Annotated in this window: 14 protein-coding genes; 9 read left to right on the top strand and 5 right to left on the bottom strand. The window is 62.6% G+C overall.

Annotated elements, in window-relative coordinates; translation table 11 throughout:
- Positions 1 to 133: 133 nt before the first annotated feature.
- Positions 134 to 2,812 (bottom strand): alpha-ketoglutarate dehydrogenase, encoded by a 2,679-nt coding sequence (mdeB, locus tag JFV30_RS10985; RefSeq protein WP_201123632.1) that lies wholly within the window; start codon positions 2,810 to 2,812, stop codon positions 134 to 136.
- A 190-nt stretch (positions 2,813 to 3,002) separates the two neighbouring features.
- Here mdeB and JFV30_RS10980 point away from each other — a divergent pair, with 190 nt between their 5' ends.
- The 3 genes from JFV30_RS10980 (at position 3,003) to JFV30_RS10970 (ending at position 5,680) form a co-directional block, all read left to right on the top strand.
- Positions 3,003 to 3,929 (top strand): class I SAM-dependent methyltransferase, encoded by a 927-nt coding sequence (locus JFV30_RS10980; protein ID WP_201123630.1) that lies wholly within the window; start codon positions 3,003 to 3,005, stop codon positions 3,927 to 3,929.
- Between the two features lie 148 nt (positions 3,930 to 4,077).
- Positions 4,078 to 4,794, top strand: a complete 717-nt coding sequence (gene pcsA / locus JFV30_RS10975) for a phosphatidylcholine synthase (protein ID WP_201123628.1) — start codon at positions 4,078 to 4,080, stop codon at positions 4,792 to 4,794.
- A 106-nt stretch (positions 4,795 to 4,900) separates the two neighbouring features.
- The gene (locus JFV30_RS10970) at positions 4,901 to 5,680 is read left to right on the top strand and encodes a TSUP family transporter (RefSeq protein WP_169388171.1); all 780 of its coding nucleotides are present in this window, start codon (positions 4,901 to 4,903) and stop codon (positions 5,678 to 5,680) included.
- Here JFV30_RS10970 and nudC read toward each other — a convergent pair.
- The 4 genes from nudC to JFV30_RS10950 all read right to left on the bottom strand — a co-directional run bounded on the left by nudC (position 5,648) and on the right by JFV30_RS10950 (position 9,524).
- The gene (gene nudC, locus JFV30_RS10965) at positions 5,648 to 6,481 is read right to left on the bottom strand and encodes an NAD(+) diphosphatase (protein WP_008430294.1); all 834 of its coding nucleotides are present in this window, start codon (positions 6,479 to 6,481) and stop codon (positions 5,648 to 5,650) included. The two genes, JFV30_RS10970 and nudC, sit on opposite strands and share 33 nt — an antisense overlap.
- Before the next feature lie 6 nt (positions 6,482 to 6,487).
- The gene (locus tag JFV30_RS10960) at positions 6,488 to 7,300 is read right to left on the bottom strand and encodes a crotonase/enoyl-CoA hydratase family protein (protein ID WP_201123626.1); all 813 of its coding nucleotides are present in this window, start codon (positions 7,298 to 7,300) and stop codon (positions 6,488 to 6,490) included.
- Positions 7,301 to 7,523: 223 nt separating this feature from the next.
- Positions 7,524 to 8,819: an ATP-binding protein gene (locus JFV30_RS10955; RefSeq protein WP_201123625.1), complete on the bottom strand. Its 1,296-nt coding sequence runs from the start codon at positions 8,817 to 8,819 to the stop codon at positions 7,524 to 7,526.
- Positions 8,820 to 8,822: 3 nt separating this feature from the next.
- Positions 8,823 to 9,524, bottom strand: a complete 702-nt coding sequence (locus tag JFV30_RS10950; RefSeq protein WP_010165572.1) for a response regulator transcription factor — start codon at positions 9,522 to 9,524, stop codon at positions 8,823 to 8,825.
- A gap of 305 nt (positions 9,525 to 9,829) precedes the next feature.
- On the opposite strand from JFV30_RS10950, the gene JFV30_RS10945 reads away from it, so the two are divergent.
- From JFV30_RS10945 to JFV30_RS10920, 6 genes are all read left to right on the top strand, one after another.
- Complete coding sequence (locus JFV30_RS10945; protein WP_201123622.1) at positions 9,830 to 10,987, top strand: efflux RND transporter periplasmic adaptor subunit; 1,158 nt, start codon at positions 9,830 to 9,832, stop codon at positions 10,985 to 10,987.
- A 17-nt stretch (positions 10,988 to 11,004) separates the two neighbouring features.
- Positions 11,005 to 14,103 carry an efflux RND transporter permease subunit gene (locus tag JFV30_RS10940; RefSeq protein WP_010165570.1) on the top strand — a complete coding sequence of 1,033 codons (3,099 nt, stop codon included), beginning with the start codon at positions 11,005 to 11,007 and terminating at the stop codon, positions 14,101 to 14,103.
- Positions 14,104 to 14,156: 53 nt separating this feature from the next.
- On the top strand, positions 14,157 to 14,798 hold the full coding sequence (locus JFV30_RS10935; RefSeq protein ID WP_010165569.1) for a DUF1345 domain-containing protein: 642 nt from the start codon (positions 14,157 to 14,159) through the stop codon (positions 14,796 to 14,798).
- Between the two features lie 75 nt (positions 14,799 to 14,873).
- A complete protein-coding gene (locus JFV30_RS10930) occupies positions 14,874 to 15,713 on the top strand; it encodes an AraC family transcriptional regulator (RefSeq protein WP_201123620.1) in 840 nt (279 codons plus the stop codon).
- 55 nt (positions 15,714 to 15,768) lie between these two features.
- Positions 15,769 to 16,368: a LysE family translocator gene (locus tag JFV30_RS10925; RefSeq protein WP_201123618.1), complete on the top strand. Its 600-nt coding sequence runs from the start codon at positions 15,769 to 15,771 to the stop codon at positions 16,366 to 16,368.
- A gap of 267 nt (positions 16,369 to 16,635) precedes the next feature.
- A complete protein-coding gene (locus JFV30_RS10920) occupies positions 16,636 to 17,097 on the top strand; it encodes a hypothetical protein (protein ID WP_201123617.1) in 462 nt (153 codons plus the stop codon).
- Positions 17,098 to 17,156: the final 59 nt, after the last annotated feature.

Here is a 17,156-nt window from a genome sequence, read left to right as displayed (position 1 = left end):
AGCGGGCTTGCTGTGGCGAGCGGGCTTGCCCCGCGTTGGGCTGCGAAGCAGCCCCATCAATCTGTGGTGAACCCGACGGGGGACAAGCCCCCTCACCACAGCAAGCCCGCTCCCACATTTAGATCTTTGTCGCTCAGAAGGTCCAGGACGGCTCGCGATCGGTCTGCACCCCATAACGCTCTATCGCCTCTTGGCAAACCTGCCTGTCCAGACTCCCCTGCTCCACCAACGCCGTCAGCGCCGCCAGCACGACGTGATAGCGATCCACCTCAAAGAAATCCCGCAACGCCGCCCGGGTGTCGCTACGGCCAAAACCATCCGTACCCAGCACGGTATAAGCCGAATCCACGTATGACCCAATCATCTGCGGCACCGCCCGCACATAGTCAGAGACCGCCACCACCGGCGCGCCCTTGGGCAAGCACTCCGCCAGGTGGCTGCGCCGCGCCGGCTGCTGCGGATGCAGGCGATTCCAGCGTTCCACCTCGCGTGCGTCCCGGGCCAGTTCGCTGAAGCTGGTGACACTGAACACCTCAGCTTCAACCTTCCAATCGTCTGCCAGCAACTGCGCCGCCGCCTGGGCTTCACGCACCAGCGTGCCGGCACCGAGCAAGCGCACCTTGCCGTCGGGCTGCCCGCTCAGCCGGTACAGGCCTTTGATGATCGCCGCGTCGACGCCTTCCGGCAGGCTCGGCTGCGGGTAGTTTTCGTTCATCAGGGTCACGTAGTAGAACTCGTCGACGTCGTGCTCCAGCATCTGGCGCATGCCATGGTCGAGGATGACCGCAAACTCGCCGGCAAACGCCGGGTCGTAGGCGCGGCAGTTGGGTACGGTGGCGGCCATCAGGTGGCTGCTGCCGTCCTGGTGCTGCAAGCCTTCGCCACCGAGGGTGGTGCGCCCGGCCGTCGCGCCCAGCAGGAAGCCACGGGCGCGCTGGTCGGCAGCGGCCCAGATCAGGTCGCCGACACGCTGGAAACCGAACATCGAGTAGTAGATGTAGAACGGCAGCATCCGCAGGCCATGCACCGAATAACTGGTGGCCGCCGCCACCCAGGAGCTGATGGCGCTGGCTTCGCTGATGCCTTCTTCCAGGATCTGCCCGTCGGTGGCCTCGCGGTAGCTGAGGATCGAACCAATGTCTTCCGGCTCGTAGCGCTGGCCCACGCTGGAATAGATACCGATCTGCTTGAACAGGTTGGCCATGCCAAACGTGCGCGCCTCGTCGGCGACGATGGGCACGATGCGTGGGCCGAGGGCCTTGTCCTTGAGCAGATTGGTGAGCATGCGCACAAAGGCCATGGTGGTGGACATTTCCTTGCCGTCCGCCTGGGTGGCAAACGCACCGTAGCCCGACACCGGCGGCACGCTGACGGCGGGCGCCTGCTGGCCACGGCTCGGGACATACCCGCCGAGGTCGGCGCGGCGCTGGTGCAGGTAACGCATTTCGAGGCTGTCTGGCGCCGGTTTGTAGAAACTCAGGGACTCGGTCTGCTCATCCGTCAGCGGCAATTGGAAGCGATTGCGGAAGGCGATCAAAGCCTCGCGGTCGAGCTTCTTCTGCTGGTGAGTGGTCATCTTGCCCTGCCCGGCCTCGCCCATGCCAAAACCCTTTTTGGTCTGGGCCAGGATCACCGTGGGCTTGCCGCTGACCCGGCGTGCAGCGTGATAGGCCGCATGGATCTTGACCATGTCATGGCCGCCGCGCTTGAGGCGGTCGATCTGCTCGTCGCTCATGCCTTCGACCAACTTGGACAGCGCCTCGCTTTGGCCGAAGAAATGTTCACGGTTATAGGCACCGTCCTTGGCGGCGAAGGTCTGGAATTGCCCGTCCACCGTCTGCGACAGGGTGCGGGCCAGTTCGCCGTCGGTATCCTTGGCCAGCAAGGCGTCCCAGTCCGAGCCCCACACCAGCTTGATCACGTTCCAGCCGGCGCCGGCGAACAAGGCTTCCAGCTCGTCGATGATGCGCCCGTTGCCGCGCACCGGGCCGTCGAGGCGTTGCAGGTTGCAGTTGACCACCCAGGTCAGGTTGTCCAGGCCTTCGCGGGCGGCCAGGGTCAGGGCCGACATGCTTTCCGGCTCGTCCATCTCGCCGTCGCCGAACACGCCCCAGACGTGGCGGTCCGTGGTGTCCTGCAAGCCACGGTGCTGCAAGTAGCGCATGAACCGCGCCTGGAAAATCGAGCTGATGGGGCCAATGCCCATGGAGCCGGTGGGAAACTGCCAGAAGTCCGGCATCAACCACGGGTGCGGATAGCTGGAGAGGCCCCGGGCGCCCGCCTTGCCGGCGCCGATTTCCTGGCGATAGTGGGCCAGGTCGGCCTCGCTCAGACGGCCCTCAAGGAAGGCTCGGGCATAGATGCCGGGGGCGGAGTGTGGCTGGTAGAACACCAGGTCGCCGCCAAAACTGTCGCTGCGGGCGCGGAAAAAGTGGTTGAAGCCCACTTCAAACAAATCCGCCGCGCTGGCGTAGCTGGCGATATGCCCACCCAGTTCGCCGTAGGCCTGGTTGGCGCGCACCACCATGGCCAGGGCGTTCCAGCGCACCACAGAGGCCAGGCGTTCTTCGGTGGCCAGGTCGCCGGGAAACGGCGGTTGCTGGTCCACGGCGATGCTATTGATGTAAGGCGTGCCATGCCGGGGTTTCCAGGCGATGTGCGGCGCGCCGCCGGCATCCGCCAGCATGTCGAGGATCTCCCGGGCCCGCGCCGCGCCGGCGTTGGCCACCAGGGAGGCCAGGGCATCGCGCCATTCGGCCAGTTCTTCCTGGTCCATCGCTGTCTGACTCACTGCACTCGCGAAACCGTTCATGGGCACCTCCGGGCTTTTTTCCAGTTTATGTCGGTGCCAGGGGATTTTTTGACTGTTGTAAGCGGCCGCGCGCGCTGTTTTGAGCACAAATCACTGCCAATCGACAGATTCAGAGCACGTTGTGCTTCAACTCCCGGACAGCCCGCAATTGTGTTTAAAATGCCGCCCGCTCAATGACCGACGTTGCCCGATGAACCCAGACGCACTCGCTACCCTGCACGCCCATTTGCTGACCGCCCTGCATACCGTTCCCACGGAGACCCGGCGCCTGTTTCACGGGCGTGGCCGCTGCTGGCCGGGCCTGGAACAGCTGACGGTGGACTGGCTGCAAGGTGTGGTGCTGGTCTCGCTGTTCAAGGAACCCGAAGCTTCGGGACTTGAGGCGTTAAAACAGATGCTGGTGCAGTTCGATTGGTCGTCATATGGCGCCCATACCGTGGCGCTGCAACACCGCTACCTGCCGCAAAGCACCACCGAATGGCTGTTGGGCGAGGCGGTCGACGAACTGACCATCACCGAAGGCGGCCTGCGCTACCTGATCGACCTGGGCAAAAAGCAGAACAGCGGGCTGTTCCTCGACATGCGCTACGGCCGCAACTGGGTACGCGAACAGGCTCAAGGCCAGCGCGTACTGAACCTGTTTGCCTACACCTGCGGGTTCTCCGTCGCCGCCATCGAAGGCGGCGCCGAGCACGTGGTGAACCTGGACATGGCCCGGGGTGCCTTGAGCCGTGGCCGCGACAATCACCGCCTGAATGGCCATGACCTGAGCCAGGTGACCTTCCTCGGCCACGACCTGTTCAAGTCCTGGGCCAAAGTCACCCATAGCGGCCCGTATGACCTGGTGATCATCGACCCGCCTTCCTTCCAGAAAGGCAGCTTCCTGCTGACCAAGGACTACCAGCGAGTGCTGCGCCGCCTGCCGGATCTGCTCACGGCACAGGGCACGGTGCTGGCGTGCATGAATGACCCGGCCTTCGGCGAAGACTTCCTGATCGACGGCGTAACCCGCGAAGCGCCTGGCCTGCGCTTTGACCGGCGGCTGGAAAACCCGCCGGAATTTCCCGATATTGATCCTCAAAGCGGATTAAAGGCTCTGGTGTTCCGTCAAGGCTGATGCCGAAACGTCTTACGCTTGCTACGCTTAACCTACGCCGGGTGGTGAACCTTATCCCACCCTTCCCGGTCGATACTTGCACACTCTGGCCAGATTCGACGGTGTTACCCCGTCGGCTGCCCTGTTTCACCATTTGGAGAACGCCCCTGTGATATCGACCCTGCATGTAGCCCGTCTCAAGGCCTGGGGCGCCCATGGTTTTACCGCCACCGGCGTGGTGCTGGCCTTCCTGGCCACTCTGGCACTGCTGGAAAACTCACCCAAGGCCTGCCTGCTGTGGCTGGGCCTGGCGCTGGTGGTGGATGGTGTCGACGGCTCACTGGCGCGACGGGTGAATGTCAGCACGGTATTGCCAAGCTTTGACGGTTCGGTGCTGGACCTGGTGATCGATTACCTCACCTACGTGTTCATTCCGGCACTGTTCATCTATCGCTATATCGATCTGCCGGACTTTACCCACCTGTTTACGGTGTCGGTGATTCTGGTGTCGTCGCTGTTCTGTTTCTGCAACGTGAACATGAAGAGCAAGGACAACTACTTCGTCGGCTTCCCCGCCGCGTGGAACGTGGTGGCGCTGTGCGTCTATATTATCCAGCCGGAAGCCTGGGTCACCTTGCTCACTGTGATCGGCCTGGCGTTGCTGACCGTGACGCCGATGAAGTTCCTGCACCCGTTCCGGGTGAAGCGTTTCATGCCGATCAATATCGCCGTAACCACCATCTGGTTGCTGTGCAGCTTTTTGATGGTGGTGGATTACCCGAATACCAACCCGTGGACATTTGGGTTGTGGTCGCTGATGTCGGCGTACTTTCTGGGAATATGCATCTGGCGTACGGTCCTGGAGTGGGTCGGGACACACAAATAATCAAGCAAACCCGCTCCTACATTTGGATCGCCTCGACCCAGGGTTATGGGTAAGATACCGGCCTTTCGCGCAGCCCTTTCTGCGCCTTGCCGACTAAGTCTTGCCCATGCCCTTCGAACTCAGCGTTGACCTCACCACCCTGGCGATCCTCGCCGTTGTTGCCTTCATCGCCGGTTTCATCGACGCCATCGCCGGCGGTGGCGGCCTGCTGACCACGCCTGCCCTGCTGACCGCCGGCATGCCGCCCCACCTGGTGCTGGGCACCAACAAACTCAGTTCCACCTTCGGCTCGGCCACCGCCAGCTTTACCTTCTATCGCCGCAAGCTGTTCCATCCACGCCAGTGGGTGCATGCCATCGTCGGCACGCTGATCGGCGCACTCACCGGCGCAGTCGTCGCCCATTACCTGCCCGCCGAAACCCTGAACAAGATGCTCCCGGTGATTGTGTTCGGCTGCGGTTTGTATTTGCTGTTCGGCGGCACGCCCAAGGCGGCGCTGGATAACGACGCGCCGATCAAGAAGAAATGGCAATCCACCCAGGGCTTTGGCCTGGGCTTCTACGACGGCGTGGCCGGCCCGGGCACCGGGGCGTTCTGGACCGTGAGTACCATGCTGCTGCACCCCATCGACCTGGTAAAAGCCAGCGGCGTGGCGCGCAGCATGAACTTCGTCAGCAACGCGGCGGCGCTGACGGTGTTCATCTTCAATGGTTCGGTGGACTGGATTGTCGGCCTGTGCATGGGCGTGTCGGTGATGTGCGGTGCATTCTTTGGCGCACGCAGCGCAATCAGCGGCGGCGCCAAGTTCATTCGCCCGGTGTTCATCACCGTGGTGCTTGGCCTGACGGTGCGCCTAGCCTGGCAGCACTGGTTCAGCGTGGCCTAAACGACGGGCCAGGTAGAGGTCGATCAGGTAGCGCGCAATCGAGCGGGACGCCGGCAACGGCGGCAGCTCATGGATGTTGAACCACTGCGCGTCTTCGATCTCGTCGGCCTGGGGCACGATATCGCCACCGGCGTACTCGGCGTGAAAGCCCAGCATCATCGAGTGCGGGAACGGCCAGCACTGGCTGCCCATGTACTGGATGTTCTTGACCTCCACCTGCACTTCTTCACGCACCTCGCGAATCAGGCAGTCTTCGGCCGACTCACCCGGTTCGGCAAACCCTGCCAGGGTGCTGTAGACCCCCGTGACAAAGCGCGGCGAACGGGCCAGCAGGATCTCGTCGCCACGGGTCACCAGCACGATCATGCTCGGCGAGATACGCGGGTAGCTGCGCAGGTCACAGGCCTGGCAGAACATCGCCCGCTCCCGTGGCACCTGCACCATCGCCTGGCCGCAACTGCCGCAAAACCGGTGTTCCCGGGCCCATGTGCCGATTTGCGCGGCATAGCCCAGCACTTTGTACAGGGTGTGGTCGCCTTGCAGCATGAACGCCCGCAGGCCCTGCCAGCCGCAGCCCGGCACATCGGCGGGGCTGTTGAGTTCCAGCAGGTACACCGGTTCGCCGTCCAGATGGCCGATGCCATGCTCGGCAAACACCGACAGGTCCTGGCGCTTGAGCCATTCCCGGGGGAACAGCGGGCCGTTCTGGTCGTGCAAAAAGCCTTCGCGGCTGCGGGCCACGGCCCAGCCGCCCGGGGCGTCGTTGTCCAGCAGCGTTGTGGTAATCCAGCCTGGGGTCATGTTCAGTCAATCCACGAATTCGGGTTTCTGCTTGCTCATATGGGCCGCGATGGCCACGCGCAGGTCGTTGGATTGCAACATAGCTGAGTTCCAGGTGGCAACGTATTCCAGACCATCATTGATGCTGTGGTCACGCATGTAGCTGATCATCGCCTTGGTGCCGGTGACCGCGATCGGGGATTTGGCGGCGATTTCCCGAGCGATCTCCATCACGCCGGCCAGCAGGCTCTCGTGATCGCTGTACACCCGATTCACCAGGCCGATGCTGCGCGCCTCTTCTGCGCCGAACTGGCGGCCGGTGTAGGCCAGCTCACGGAGCATGCCGTCGCCGACGATGCGCGGCAGGCGTTGCAGGGTGCCGACGTCGGCGGCCATGCCGATGTCGATTTCCTTGATGGAGAATTGCGCATCTTCGGCGGCATAACGCATGTCACAGGCGCTGATCAGGTCGATGGCACCGCCGATGCAGTAACCGTGGATCGCCGCGAGTACCGGCTTGCGGCAGTTGTCGACGGCGTTGAACGAGGCTTGCAGTTCGAGGATCTTGCGCCGCAGCAGGCGCGCGTTGCGGCCTACGTCCTTGCCGAATTCATTGGCCACCGAGGCCAGCATCATCAGGTCGATGCCGGAGGAGAAATGCTTGCCGGCGCCGCTGATGACCACCGCGCGTACGGCGTCGGTGTCTTCGACCCACTGGAAGATGTCGATGATCTCGGTCCAGAACGCCGCGTTCATGGCGTTGATCTTTTCCGGGCGGTTGAGCTGCACATGGGCGACGTTGCCGCTGAGTTCGACGACAAAGGCTTGGTATTCGGACATGGCAGTGATCCTTGACTGGCAGCTGGGATAAGGGCCGAACTATATCAAGGGTGTGTGACGGCGGGTAAGGCTGTGCATCGGCCAAAAACAGGACTGAAGAACAGTGAAGATCAAATGTGGGAGCTGGCTTGCCTGCGATGGCGGTGTATCAGTCAACAAAGATGCAAGCTGACCCACCGCTATCGCAGGCAAGCCAGCTCCCACAATGGTTTTGTGGTGTCCTTCAGCTCGGCAGCCACAGCCGGAACCGTGCGCCGCCCAATGGCGAGCCCTGGGCCGTCAATGTTCCGCCCTGGGCTTCAAGCGCCCGGCGGCTGATGGCCAGTCCCAGGCCAAAACCGCCGGTGGCCCGGTCACGGCTGCGATCCAGCCGGTAGAACGGCTCGAAAATCCGCTCCCGCTGGTCAACCGGAATGCCGATGCCGTCATCGTCCACCCAAATCTCGCAGCCCTTGGGGCACACCTTCACCCCCACCTGAATTCGTCGCTCGCAATACCGCATGGCGTTGCGCAGCAGGTTTTGCAGGGCCCGGGCGGTCAGGCGCGGGTCCAGGGTGAAGCGCTCCACGGCGCAGTCGAGCACCACATCCATGACGATATCGGGGTTTTCCAGTTCATCGTCGACGCTGCCGAGGATGCTGTCGATAAACTCATCCAGCACCACTTCCACCCGCTCCGGCGTCTGTGCCGGGTTTTGCAGGCGGCTGTAGGACAGCAGCTCCAGCACCAGTTCATCCAGTTCACGAATGTGTGCCACCAGGCCTTGCAGGCGTTCGCGGCTGGCGGCCGGCAGGTCGTCGGAGAGTGCCAGGGCCAGGCCGAAATCCAGGCGCGTCAATGGCGTGCGCAGTTCATGGGAGACCGCGTTGAGCAAGTCCCGTTGCTGGTTGAGCAGTTGCTCGATGTCATTGGCCATGGTGTCGAACACCGCAGCCAGGCTGCCGATGTTGGAGCTGGAGGGAATCTTCGTGCGGGCCGCAAGGTTGCCCTGGCCGAGTTGCGCCGCCGTGCTTTTCAGGCGTTCCAGGTCGCGCCAGTGGGGCCGTAGCCAGACCAGCAGACACGCCAGCAGCGCCGCGCCGATCAGCACGTTCATGCTCCAGTACAGCAGGTTCATGTCCAACGGGTCCGGCGGTACCGAGACCTTGACCACCAACTGGTCGTCCAGGGGCGAGCTGACGTCGTCCGCCCAGCCCCACTCGCCCAGGCGAATCACCATCTGGTCTTTTTTCAGCAGGCGCTGTTCTTCCGGGGTGTAGCTGGCGTCCTGGATGCGCAGCAGTTGCACCTTGAGCGGCGCGAAATCCGCCGCCAGGCGCACGGTGACGTTGGCCCACTGCTCCATCGGCACCCGTTGGTACTCCTTGACGATCAGGCTCTGCATGCCTCGGGACTGCTCGATGTTGTAGCTCATGTAACGGTGTTCAAACAGCTGGATCACCGCCCGCGGCACCAAGTAGATCGCGGCGGCGAAGGTGACGATGGTGATCAGGTACAGGCGAATCAGGACGCGAAACATGGCTCAGCATTCCCACTCGGAACGGCTGAACAGGTAGCCCTTGCCCCACACGGTCTTGATCTTGCGCGCTTCACCGGCGTGGTCGTCGAACTTGCGCCGCAGCTTGGAAATCGCCACGTCCACCGAGCGGTCGGTACCGTTGAATTCGATGCCCCGCAGGCGTTGCAGGATCTGGTCGCGGCTGAGCACTTCGCCGGCATGCCGGGCCAGCACCACCAGCAGGTTGTATTCACCGCTGGACAGCTCCACCGCCTGGTCGCGCCAGGTCACGGTGCGCTCCGACAGGTCGATGCACAGGTTGCCCATCAGGATCTGGTCGTTGGCCACCTGGGGTTCGGTGAGGCTGCTGCGCCGTAGCAAGGTGCGCACGCGGGCCAGCAATACCCGGGGCTCACAGGGTTTGGTGACGTAATCGTCGGCGCCCATTTCCAGGCCCAGCACCTGGTCGTGGCTGTCGTCGCGAGCGGTGAGCATCAGGATCGGCAGCGTGGCCGAATCGGCCCGCAGCAACCGGCAGACTTGCAGGCCGTCGAGGCCCGGCAGCATCAGGTCGAGGATGACCAGGTCCGGCGGGTTGAGTCGCGCGCGCTCACGCACGTGGTCGCCTCGGCTGAGCACACTGACGTGATAGCCGTTGCGTTCCAGATAACTGGCGATCAATTCGGAGAGCGCTGCGTCGTCTTCCACCAGGAGAATGTTGGGCATGGTATTTCCAAATAATACAATTTCTAAGTCGTACACAAATCCAATGTGGGAGCGGGCTTGCTCGCGAATGCGGTGTGTCAGCCACCAGATGTATCAACTGAAACAGCGCATTCGCGAGCAAGCCCGTTCCCACATTTGATCTTCGGTGTCTGGAAGATCGTGTAAGGTTCGGCGGTTATGAAGGATATACGCCCCTGTGCATCTGTGGGCCGCACCTTACATTTCTTCACACACCACCTACAGAGCTTCACAGCACTGTGGCGGGGGCGCCCGTAGGATGCGCCAGTCAATATTGGGATATGAGCATGTCGAAGAATCTGTTTGCGCCGTTTTGCCTGTTGGCCCTGACACTGGCGCTGAGCGCGTGTGGCAAGTCCGCGGACGAAGCCGCCGAGGCACCCTTGGCCAAGGTGCGGATCGAAACCCTGAAAGCCAAGCCCCTGTCCATCACCAGCGAGCTGAGCGGGCGGATTGCCGCGCCGCGCATCGCCGAAGTGCGCGCCCGAGTGGCCGGCGTGGTGTTACAGCGGGTGTTCAAGGAAGGTCACGACGTGAAACAGGGCGATGTGCTGTTCCGGATTGACCCGGCGCCGTTCAAGGCCGACCTCGACAGCGCCCAGGCCAGCCTGCGCAAGGCCGAGGCCAATGCGTTCCAGGCGCGCCTGCAAGAGCAGCGCTACAGCCAATTGGTGGAAGGCAACGCCATCAGCGGCCAGGAATACGACAACGCCCGCGCCGCCGCCCGGCAAACCGCCGCCGACGTCGCCGCCAACCAGGCCGCGGTGCAGCGCGCCAAACTGAACCTGGGTTATGCCACCGTCACCGCGCCGATTTCCGGGCGCATCGGCCGCGCGCTGGTGACCGAAGGCGCACTGGTGGGGCAGAACGAAGCCACGCCGATGGCGCTGATCCAGCAACTGGACCCGATCCACGCCGACCTGACCCAATCCACCCGCGAGCTGAATGACCTTCGCCGGGCCTTCCGCGCCGGGCACTTGAAGCAGGTCGGCCAGGACCAGGCCAAGGCCACGCTGATTCAGGATGACGGCAGCCTGTACCCGTTGCCGGGCAAGCTGCTGTTCGCCGAGATCAGCGTCGACCCGGGCACCGGGCAGATCATCTTGCGCAGCGAGTTCCCCAACCCGGACCTCGACCTGCTGCCCGGCAGCTTTATTCGTGTACGCCTGGAGCAAGCCGTCGACCAGCAAGGCATCAGCGTGCCGCAACGGGCGATCACCCGCGACAGCGCCGGGATTCCCATGGTGTTGCTGCTGGACGCCGAGCAAACCGTGAGCCAGCAACCGGTGGAATTGGGTTCGGTGGTGAATGACCGCTGGGTCGTGACCCGCGGCCTCAAGGCCGGTGACCGTATCGTCGTCGAAGGCCTGCAACACGCCCGCCCCGGCGAGAAAGTCCAGGTTGACGACAGCACCGCGCCTCTCGCCCAGGCATCCGGCCAGTAACAAAGGGATAGTTCACAATGCCGCAGTTCTTTATTGACCGCCCGATATTCGCCTGGGTGGTCGCCCTGTTTATCCTGCTGGCTGGCGCCCTCGCCATCCCGCAGTTGCCCGTGGCGCAATACCCCAACGTCGCGCCGCCGAAAGTCGAGATCTACGCGGTGTACCCGGGCGCCTCGGCGCAGACCCTGGACGAAAGTGTGGTCAGCCTGATCGAGCAGGAGCTTAACGGCGCCGATCACTTGCTGTATTTCGAGTCCCAGAGCAGCCTCGGTTCGGCCACCATTACTGCAACCTTCCAGCCGGGCACCGACCCGGAGATGGCCCAGGTGGACGTGCAAAACCGTCTCAAGGCGGTGGAGCCGCGCCTGCCTCAGGCGGTGACGCAGCAAGGCTTGCAGGTGGAGAAAGTCTCCGCCGGCTTCCTGCTGCTGGTGACCCTGACCTCCAGCGACGGCAAGCTGGATGACGTGGCGCTCAGCGATTACCTGGCGCGCAACGTGATGAACGAACTCAAGCGCCTGGACGGTGTGGGCAAGGCCCAGCTATACGGCGCCGAGCGTGCGATGCGGATCTGGATCGACCCGCAGAAGCTGATCGGTTTCAACCTGACCCCGGCCGACGTCAATGCCGCCATCGCCGCGCAGAACGCCCAGGTGTCGGCAGGCAGCATCGGTGATTTGCCGGGCACCAAGACCCAGGAAATCACCGCCTCGATTCTGGTGAAAGGCCAGCTCTCGACGCCGGCCGAATTCGCCGACATCGTGCTCAAGGCCAATCCGGACGGTTCTACCGTGCGCGTCGGTGACGTGGCACGGGTGGAAATCGGTAGCCAGGAATACCAGTTCTCTACCCGCCTGAACGGCAAGCCCTCCACCGCCGTCAGCGTGCAGCTGTCACCCGGCGCCAACGCCTTGAGCACCGCGACCCTGGTGCGGGCGAAGATGGACGAACTGGCGCGCTACTTCCCGGCCAACGTCGAATACAAGATCCCATACGACACTTCGCCGTTCGTGAAGGTCTCGATCACCAAGGTGGTGTACACCCTGGGCGAGGCGATGTTGCTGGTGTTTGCGGTGATGTTCCTGTTCCTGCAAAACATCCGCTACACGCTGATCCCGACGCTGGTGGTGCCGATCGCGTTGATGGGCACCTTCGCCACCATGCTGTTGCTGGGCTTCTCGATCAACGTGCTGACCATGTTCGGCATGGTGTTGGCCATCGGCATCCTGGTGGACGATGCGATTGTGGTGGTGGAGAACGTCGAGCGGATCATGGTCACCGAGGGCCTGTCGCCCAAGGAAGCCACGCGAAAGGCCATGGGCCAGATCACCGGGGCGATTGTCGGCATCACCCTGGTGCTGGTGGCGGTGTTCCTGCCGATGGCGTTCATGCCGGGTTCGGTGGGTGTGATCTACCAGCAGTTCTCGCTGTCGATGGCCACCTCGATCCTGTTCTCGGCGTTCCTCGCCCTGACCTTGACTCCGGCGCTGTGCGCCACCTTGCTCAAGCCGATTGCCAAGGGCGAGCACCATGAGAAAGGCGGGTTCTTTGGCTGGTTCAACCGGCGCTTCGAGCAGTTCACCGACCGCTATGAAGGCTGGGTGGCGTATGCCCTCAAGCGCAGCGGCCGCTACCTGCTGATCTACCTGGTGCTGGTGGTCGGCCTGGGGGTGTTGTTCAGCCGCCTGCCCTCCTCGTTCCTGCCGGTGGAAGACCAGGGTTACACCATCACCGATATCCAGTTGCCGCCGGGTGCGAGCAAGAACCGCACGGTGCAGGTGGCCGAGCAGATCGAGGCGCACAACGCCGGCGAACCCGGTGTGGGCGATACCACGATGATCATGGGCTTCAGCTTTTCCGGCTCCGGGCAGAACGCCGCACTGGCGTTTACCACGCTCAAGGATTGGTCTGAACGCAGCAGCCAGGATTCCGCCGCCGCGATTGCAGACCGGGCCAACGCGGCCTTCAGCGAGCTGAAGGACGCAATTGCCTATGCGATCCTGCCGCCGCCGGTGGACGGCCTGGGCACCTCCAGTGGTTTCGAGTTCCGCCTGCAAGACCGTGGCGGCGTCGGCCATGCCGCACTGATGGAAGCCCGTACCGAACTGCTGGCCGCCGCCGAGAAAAGCCCGATCCTGGCCAACGTGCGTGAAAGCGCCCTGGCCGAGGCGCCTCAGGTGCAACTGGAAGTGGACCGCAAGCAAGCCAACGCCTTGGGCATTTCCTTTGCCGACATCGGCAATGTGCTGTCCTCGGCCATCGGGTCGGCCTATATCAATGACTTCCCCAACCAGGGCCGCATGCAGCGGGTGGTGGTGCAGGCCGAAGGCGATCAGCGCAGCCAGGTGGCCGACCTGATGAAGATCCATGTGCGCAACAACGCCGGGAAGATGGTGCCGCTGTCGGCCTTCGTTGAAGCGCGCTGGATCCAGGGCCCGGCCCAGTTGACCCGCTACAACGGTTACCCGGCCATCGCGATTTCCGGTGAGTCGGCGCCCGGCCACAGCACCGGCGAGGCGATGGAGGAGATCCAGCGGCTGGTCAGCCAACTGCCCGCCGGCCTGGGCCAGGAGTGGACCGGCCTGTCGTTGCAGGAACGCTTGTCCGGTTCCCAGGCGCCGCTGTTGCTCGGCTTGTCGCTGTTGATCGTGTTCCTGTGCCTGGCGGCGCTGTACGAGAGCTGGTCGATTCCAACCTCGGTGTTGCTGGTGGTGCCGCTTGGCGTACTCGGTGCGGTATTGGCCGTGAGTTTGCGCGGGATGCCCAACGACGTGTTCTTCAAGGTCGGCCTGATTACGATTATTGGCCTGTCGGCGAAGAACGCGATCCTGATCATCGAGTTTGCCAAGGACCTGTATGACCAGGGCGAAGACCTGATCGATGCAACGCTCAAGGCGGCACGCCTGCGTCTGCGGCCGATCATCATGACGTCCCTGGCGTTTATCCTCGGCGTGGTGCCCTTGGCGATTGCCACAGGTGCCAGCTCGGCCAGCCAGCAGGCCATCGGCACCGGGGTGATCGGCGGGATGATTACCGCGACGCTGGCGGTGGTGTTTGTGCCGGTGTTCTTCGTGGTGGTGATGAAGCTGGTGAAGAAGCGCCACAAAGACAGCTGAACAAAGGACTCAGGTGGGCTAAGGTAATGCAAACCCTGGCCCATCGAGTTCCCATGCCCTTCCTCGCCCGCACCCACCCTCGCCTGTCCTGCGCCGCCGTATTGGGCCTGGCGGTGGGCCTCCTGGCTCCGGCCGATACACTCATCAGCAAAATCCTTATCGGCTGGAATGCCGGGGTCTGGACCTACCTGGTGCTGATGCTGTGGCTCACCAGCCATTCCCGCGCCGACGACGTAAAGCGTATCGCCGAGATCGAGGACGAGAACGCCAGCCTGGTGCTGTTCATGGTGTGCATCGCGGCGATTGCCAGCCTGGCGACCATTACCTTTGAACTGGTGGGCAGCAAGGACCTGAGCAGTACCGAGCGCCTGTTGCACTACGGATTTACCGGCCTGACGGTGATCGGTTCATGGTTGCTGATCGGGGTAATTTTCAGCGTGCATTACGCGCGCCTGTATTACACCTGGGACGGCCCCGAGCCGGCGCTGCGCTTTGCCGAGGATTTGCGCACGCCCAACTATTGGGACTTTCTGTACTTCTCGTTCACCATCGGTGTGGCGGTGCAAACCGCGGACGTCGGCGTGGCCACCCGCGGCCTGCGCAAGGTGGTGCTGGGGCAATCGTTGATCGGCTTCCTGTTCAACACCGCGATCCTGGGGTTCTCGATCAACATCGCCGCCGGGCTGTTCGGCTGAGGTTGCACAAAACTTCTAGACGCCAGCCGGCGCCCCGGCGCTAACTGGCGACAACCTCCCCGCCCTCGGTGTTTTATGGCCGCGCACAATTGGATCGACCTGGCTCAAGACGCCGACACCGGCATCGAGACCCTGCGCGCGCATTTCGAGGGCCACGCCTACGACCCGCACTGGCACGACAGTTTCCTGGTGGGCGTTACCGAGCAAGGCGTGCAGCAATTCAACTGTCGCCGGGCCCGCCATCACAGCACACCCGGGCAAGTGTTTTTGCTGGAACCGGGGGAAATCCATGACGGCAACGCCCCCACGCCCGAGGGTTTCACCTACCGCATGCTGTACCTCGACCCGCATTGGCTGGAGCGGGAAGTGTCGGCCGTGTTCGAGGAAGCGCCGGTCAACAGTCAACTGAGCTTTGCCAGCACCCTGACCACTGATCCGCGCCTGGCACTGGCCACCAGCCTCGCCTTTCAAAGCCTGCACCACGGCGAGCTGCGCATCGTGCGCCAAAGCACCCTCGACCAACTGCTGGAGCGCCTGACCGACCAGCTGCAGTGGCGCCAACGCTACCGCGAAGACCCACGCATGCCGCTGGTAGCCCACAAGGCCCGGGAATACCTGCACGCCCATCTGCAACAGGACGTCGGGATGGACGAGTTGGCCCTGGCGACCGGTGTTGATCGCTTCCGCCTGACCCGCGCCTTCAAAAGCGCGTTCGGATTGCCGCCTCACGCTTACCTGGTGCAACTGCGCCTGGCCCGCGCCCGGCATTTACTAGCCCGGGGCGCCCAACCCGCCGACGTCGCAACAGACCTGGGCTTTGCCGATCAAAGTCATTTGGGCCGCTGGTTCGTGCGGGCCTATGGCCTCACACCCGCTGCCTACCGCAAGCGCTGCTCAAATCTTCCAGACAGGTAACGGCCAGGCTTGTGAAGATCGACTTCATTGATCTGCTGATTGGAGTCGCGTTGCCATGTTCCCTACCCTGCTGCCTTTTCTGTTGTTCGCCTTCGTCGCCTCCATCACCCCCGGCCCCACCAATATCCTGGTGCTGAGCAACAGCGCCCGCCATGGTTTCAAAGCGGCCTTGCCCATCGTGCTGGGCGCCTGTGCCGGCGCGGCGGGGATTGTATTAGTGGTGGGCTCGGGGTTCGGCCAGTCCCTCGCACAGCTGCCGAAGGTGCAAACCGCCCTGCAATGGACCGGCGTGGCCTGGCTGAGCTATTTGTCGTGGCAGATATTCAGCGCCCCCGCGATGGCGATCACCCCGGACGCGACACAAAAACCCATGGGCCTGGTGGGTGGCGCAAGCCTGCAACTGGTGAACCCCAAAACCTGGATGATGGCGCTGGCGGTCATCAGTGTGTTCGCGGGTGCTGGCGACGAGCGGCAAGCTCACGTGCTGTACCTGTCCCTGGCGTTCTTTTTGATTTCCCTGCCCTGCCTGGGCGCCTGGGCCTTGCTGGGTGCCGGGTCAACCCGACTGTTTCGTTCCGCCAGGGCCATGCAGCGGTTCAACCGCTGCATGGCGGTGTTGCTACTGGGGTCGACGTGGTTGAGCGTCATTGTGTAAGGGCGATGGACCTACGACGCTTAGCATCAAAGGGAGTTAAAAAACAGTTCTTAGACTGTCATTTATGCCAGTAGACAGCACGCGGGAACGGCGTCTAATAACCCCAAGTCTTTCAACATTGCGGTGGGTCAGTCACTCGCAGAAGACAGGCTTTGTAAACTGTTACTTTTGACAGTTTACAGGCCGGGCAACCTTGCTATTTCATAGCCTGACCAGAATGACTTGCACCCTGGTTTTCGCACAATCATCGACGATGGAGAAGCGATCATGTCAGCACAAGCGCAACAGTTAACCCCCGCCCAACAAAAACGGCTGCAGCCCAGGGCGCTTACCGCCGAAGGCCTCTACACGGTGAGTGTCAATTCAGTTTTTCTGTACCCCCAGACCAAGACGGTAGTACGCGACTTCGACCAAGGCATATACGTCATCAACGGCCGTCACGCGGACAACTCGGTCACGATCAAGGAGTTTTATGTCCAAGTCCCTGATGATATCGAAGTGGATAAAATCATACGGCTGGAAGACTCCGAGTTCACAAAAGTCAGGGTCTGGTATTCCGTAAAGTCTCCCACGGAGCATTACGCAGTGCGTTGCATCCAGGGAGAATTGGTTATCCTGGGTCTGGTGGAGGGCATTATTAAAATCAAGGGGCAGGTTATTGGAGAGACCGAGACAGATCCCCATGGCAACCCGCATTCGTTAGCAATCATCTTTGACCTTTTAAGCTGACCCCAAGCAAACGCAAAAAAGCCCGTATCTTTCGATACGGGCTTTTTTATCTGCGACGA

This window comes from Pseudomonas sp. TH32 (assembly GCF_016650855.1).
Classification (GTDB): domain Bacteria; phylum Pseudomonadota; class Gammaproteobacteria; order Pseudomonadales; family Pseudomonadaceae; genus Aquipseudomonas.
The sequence above is the reverse complement of the archived record's forward strand: the minus strand, read 5'-3'. Positions and strand labels throughout refer to the sequence as shown.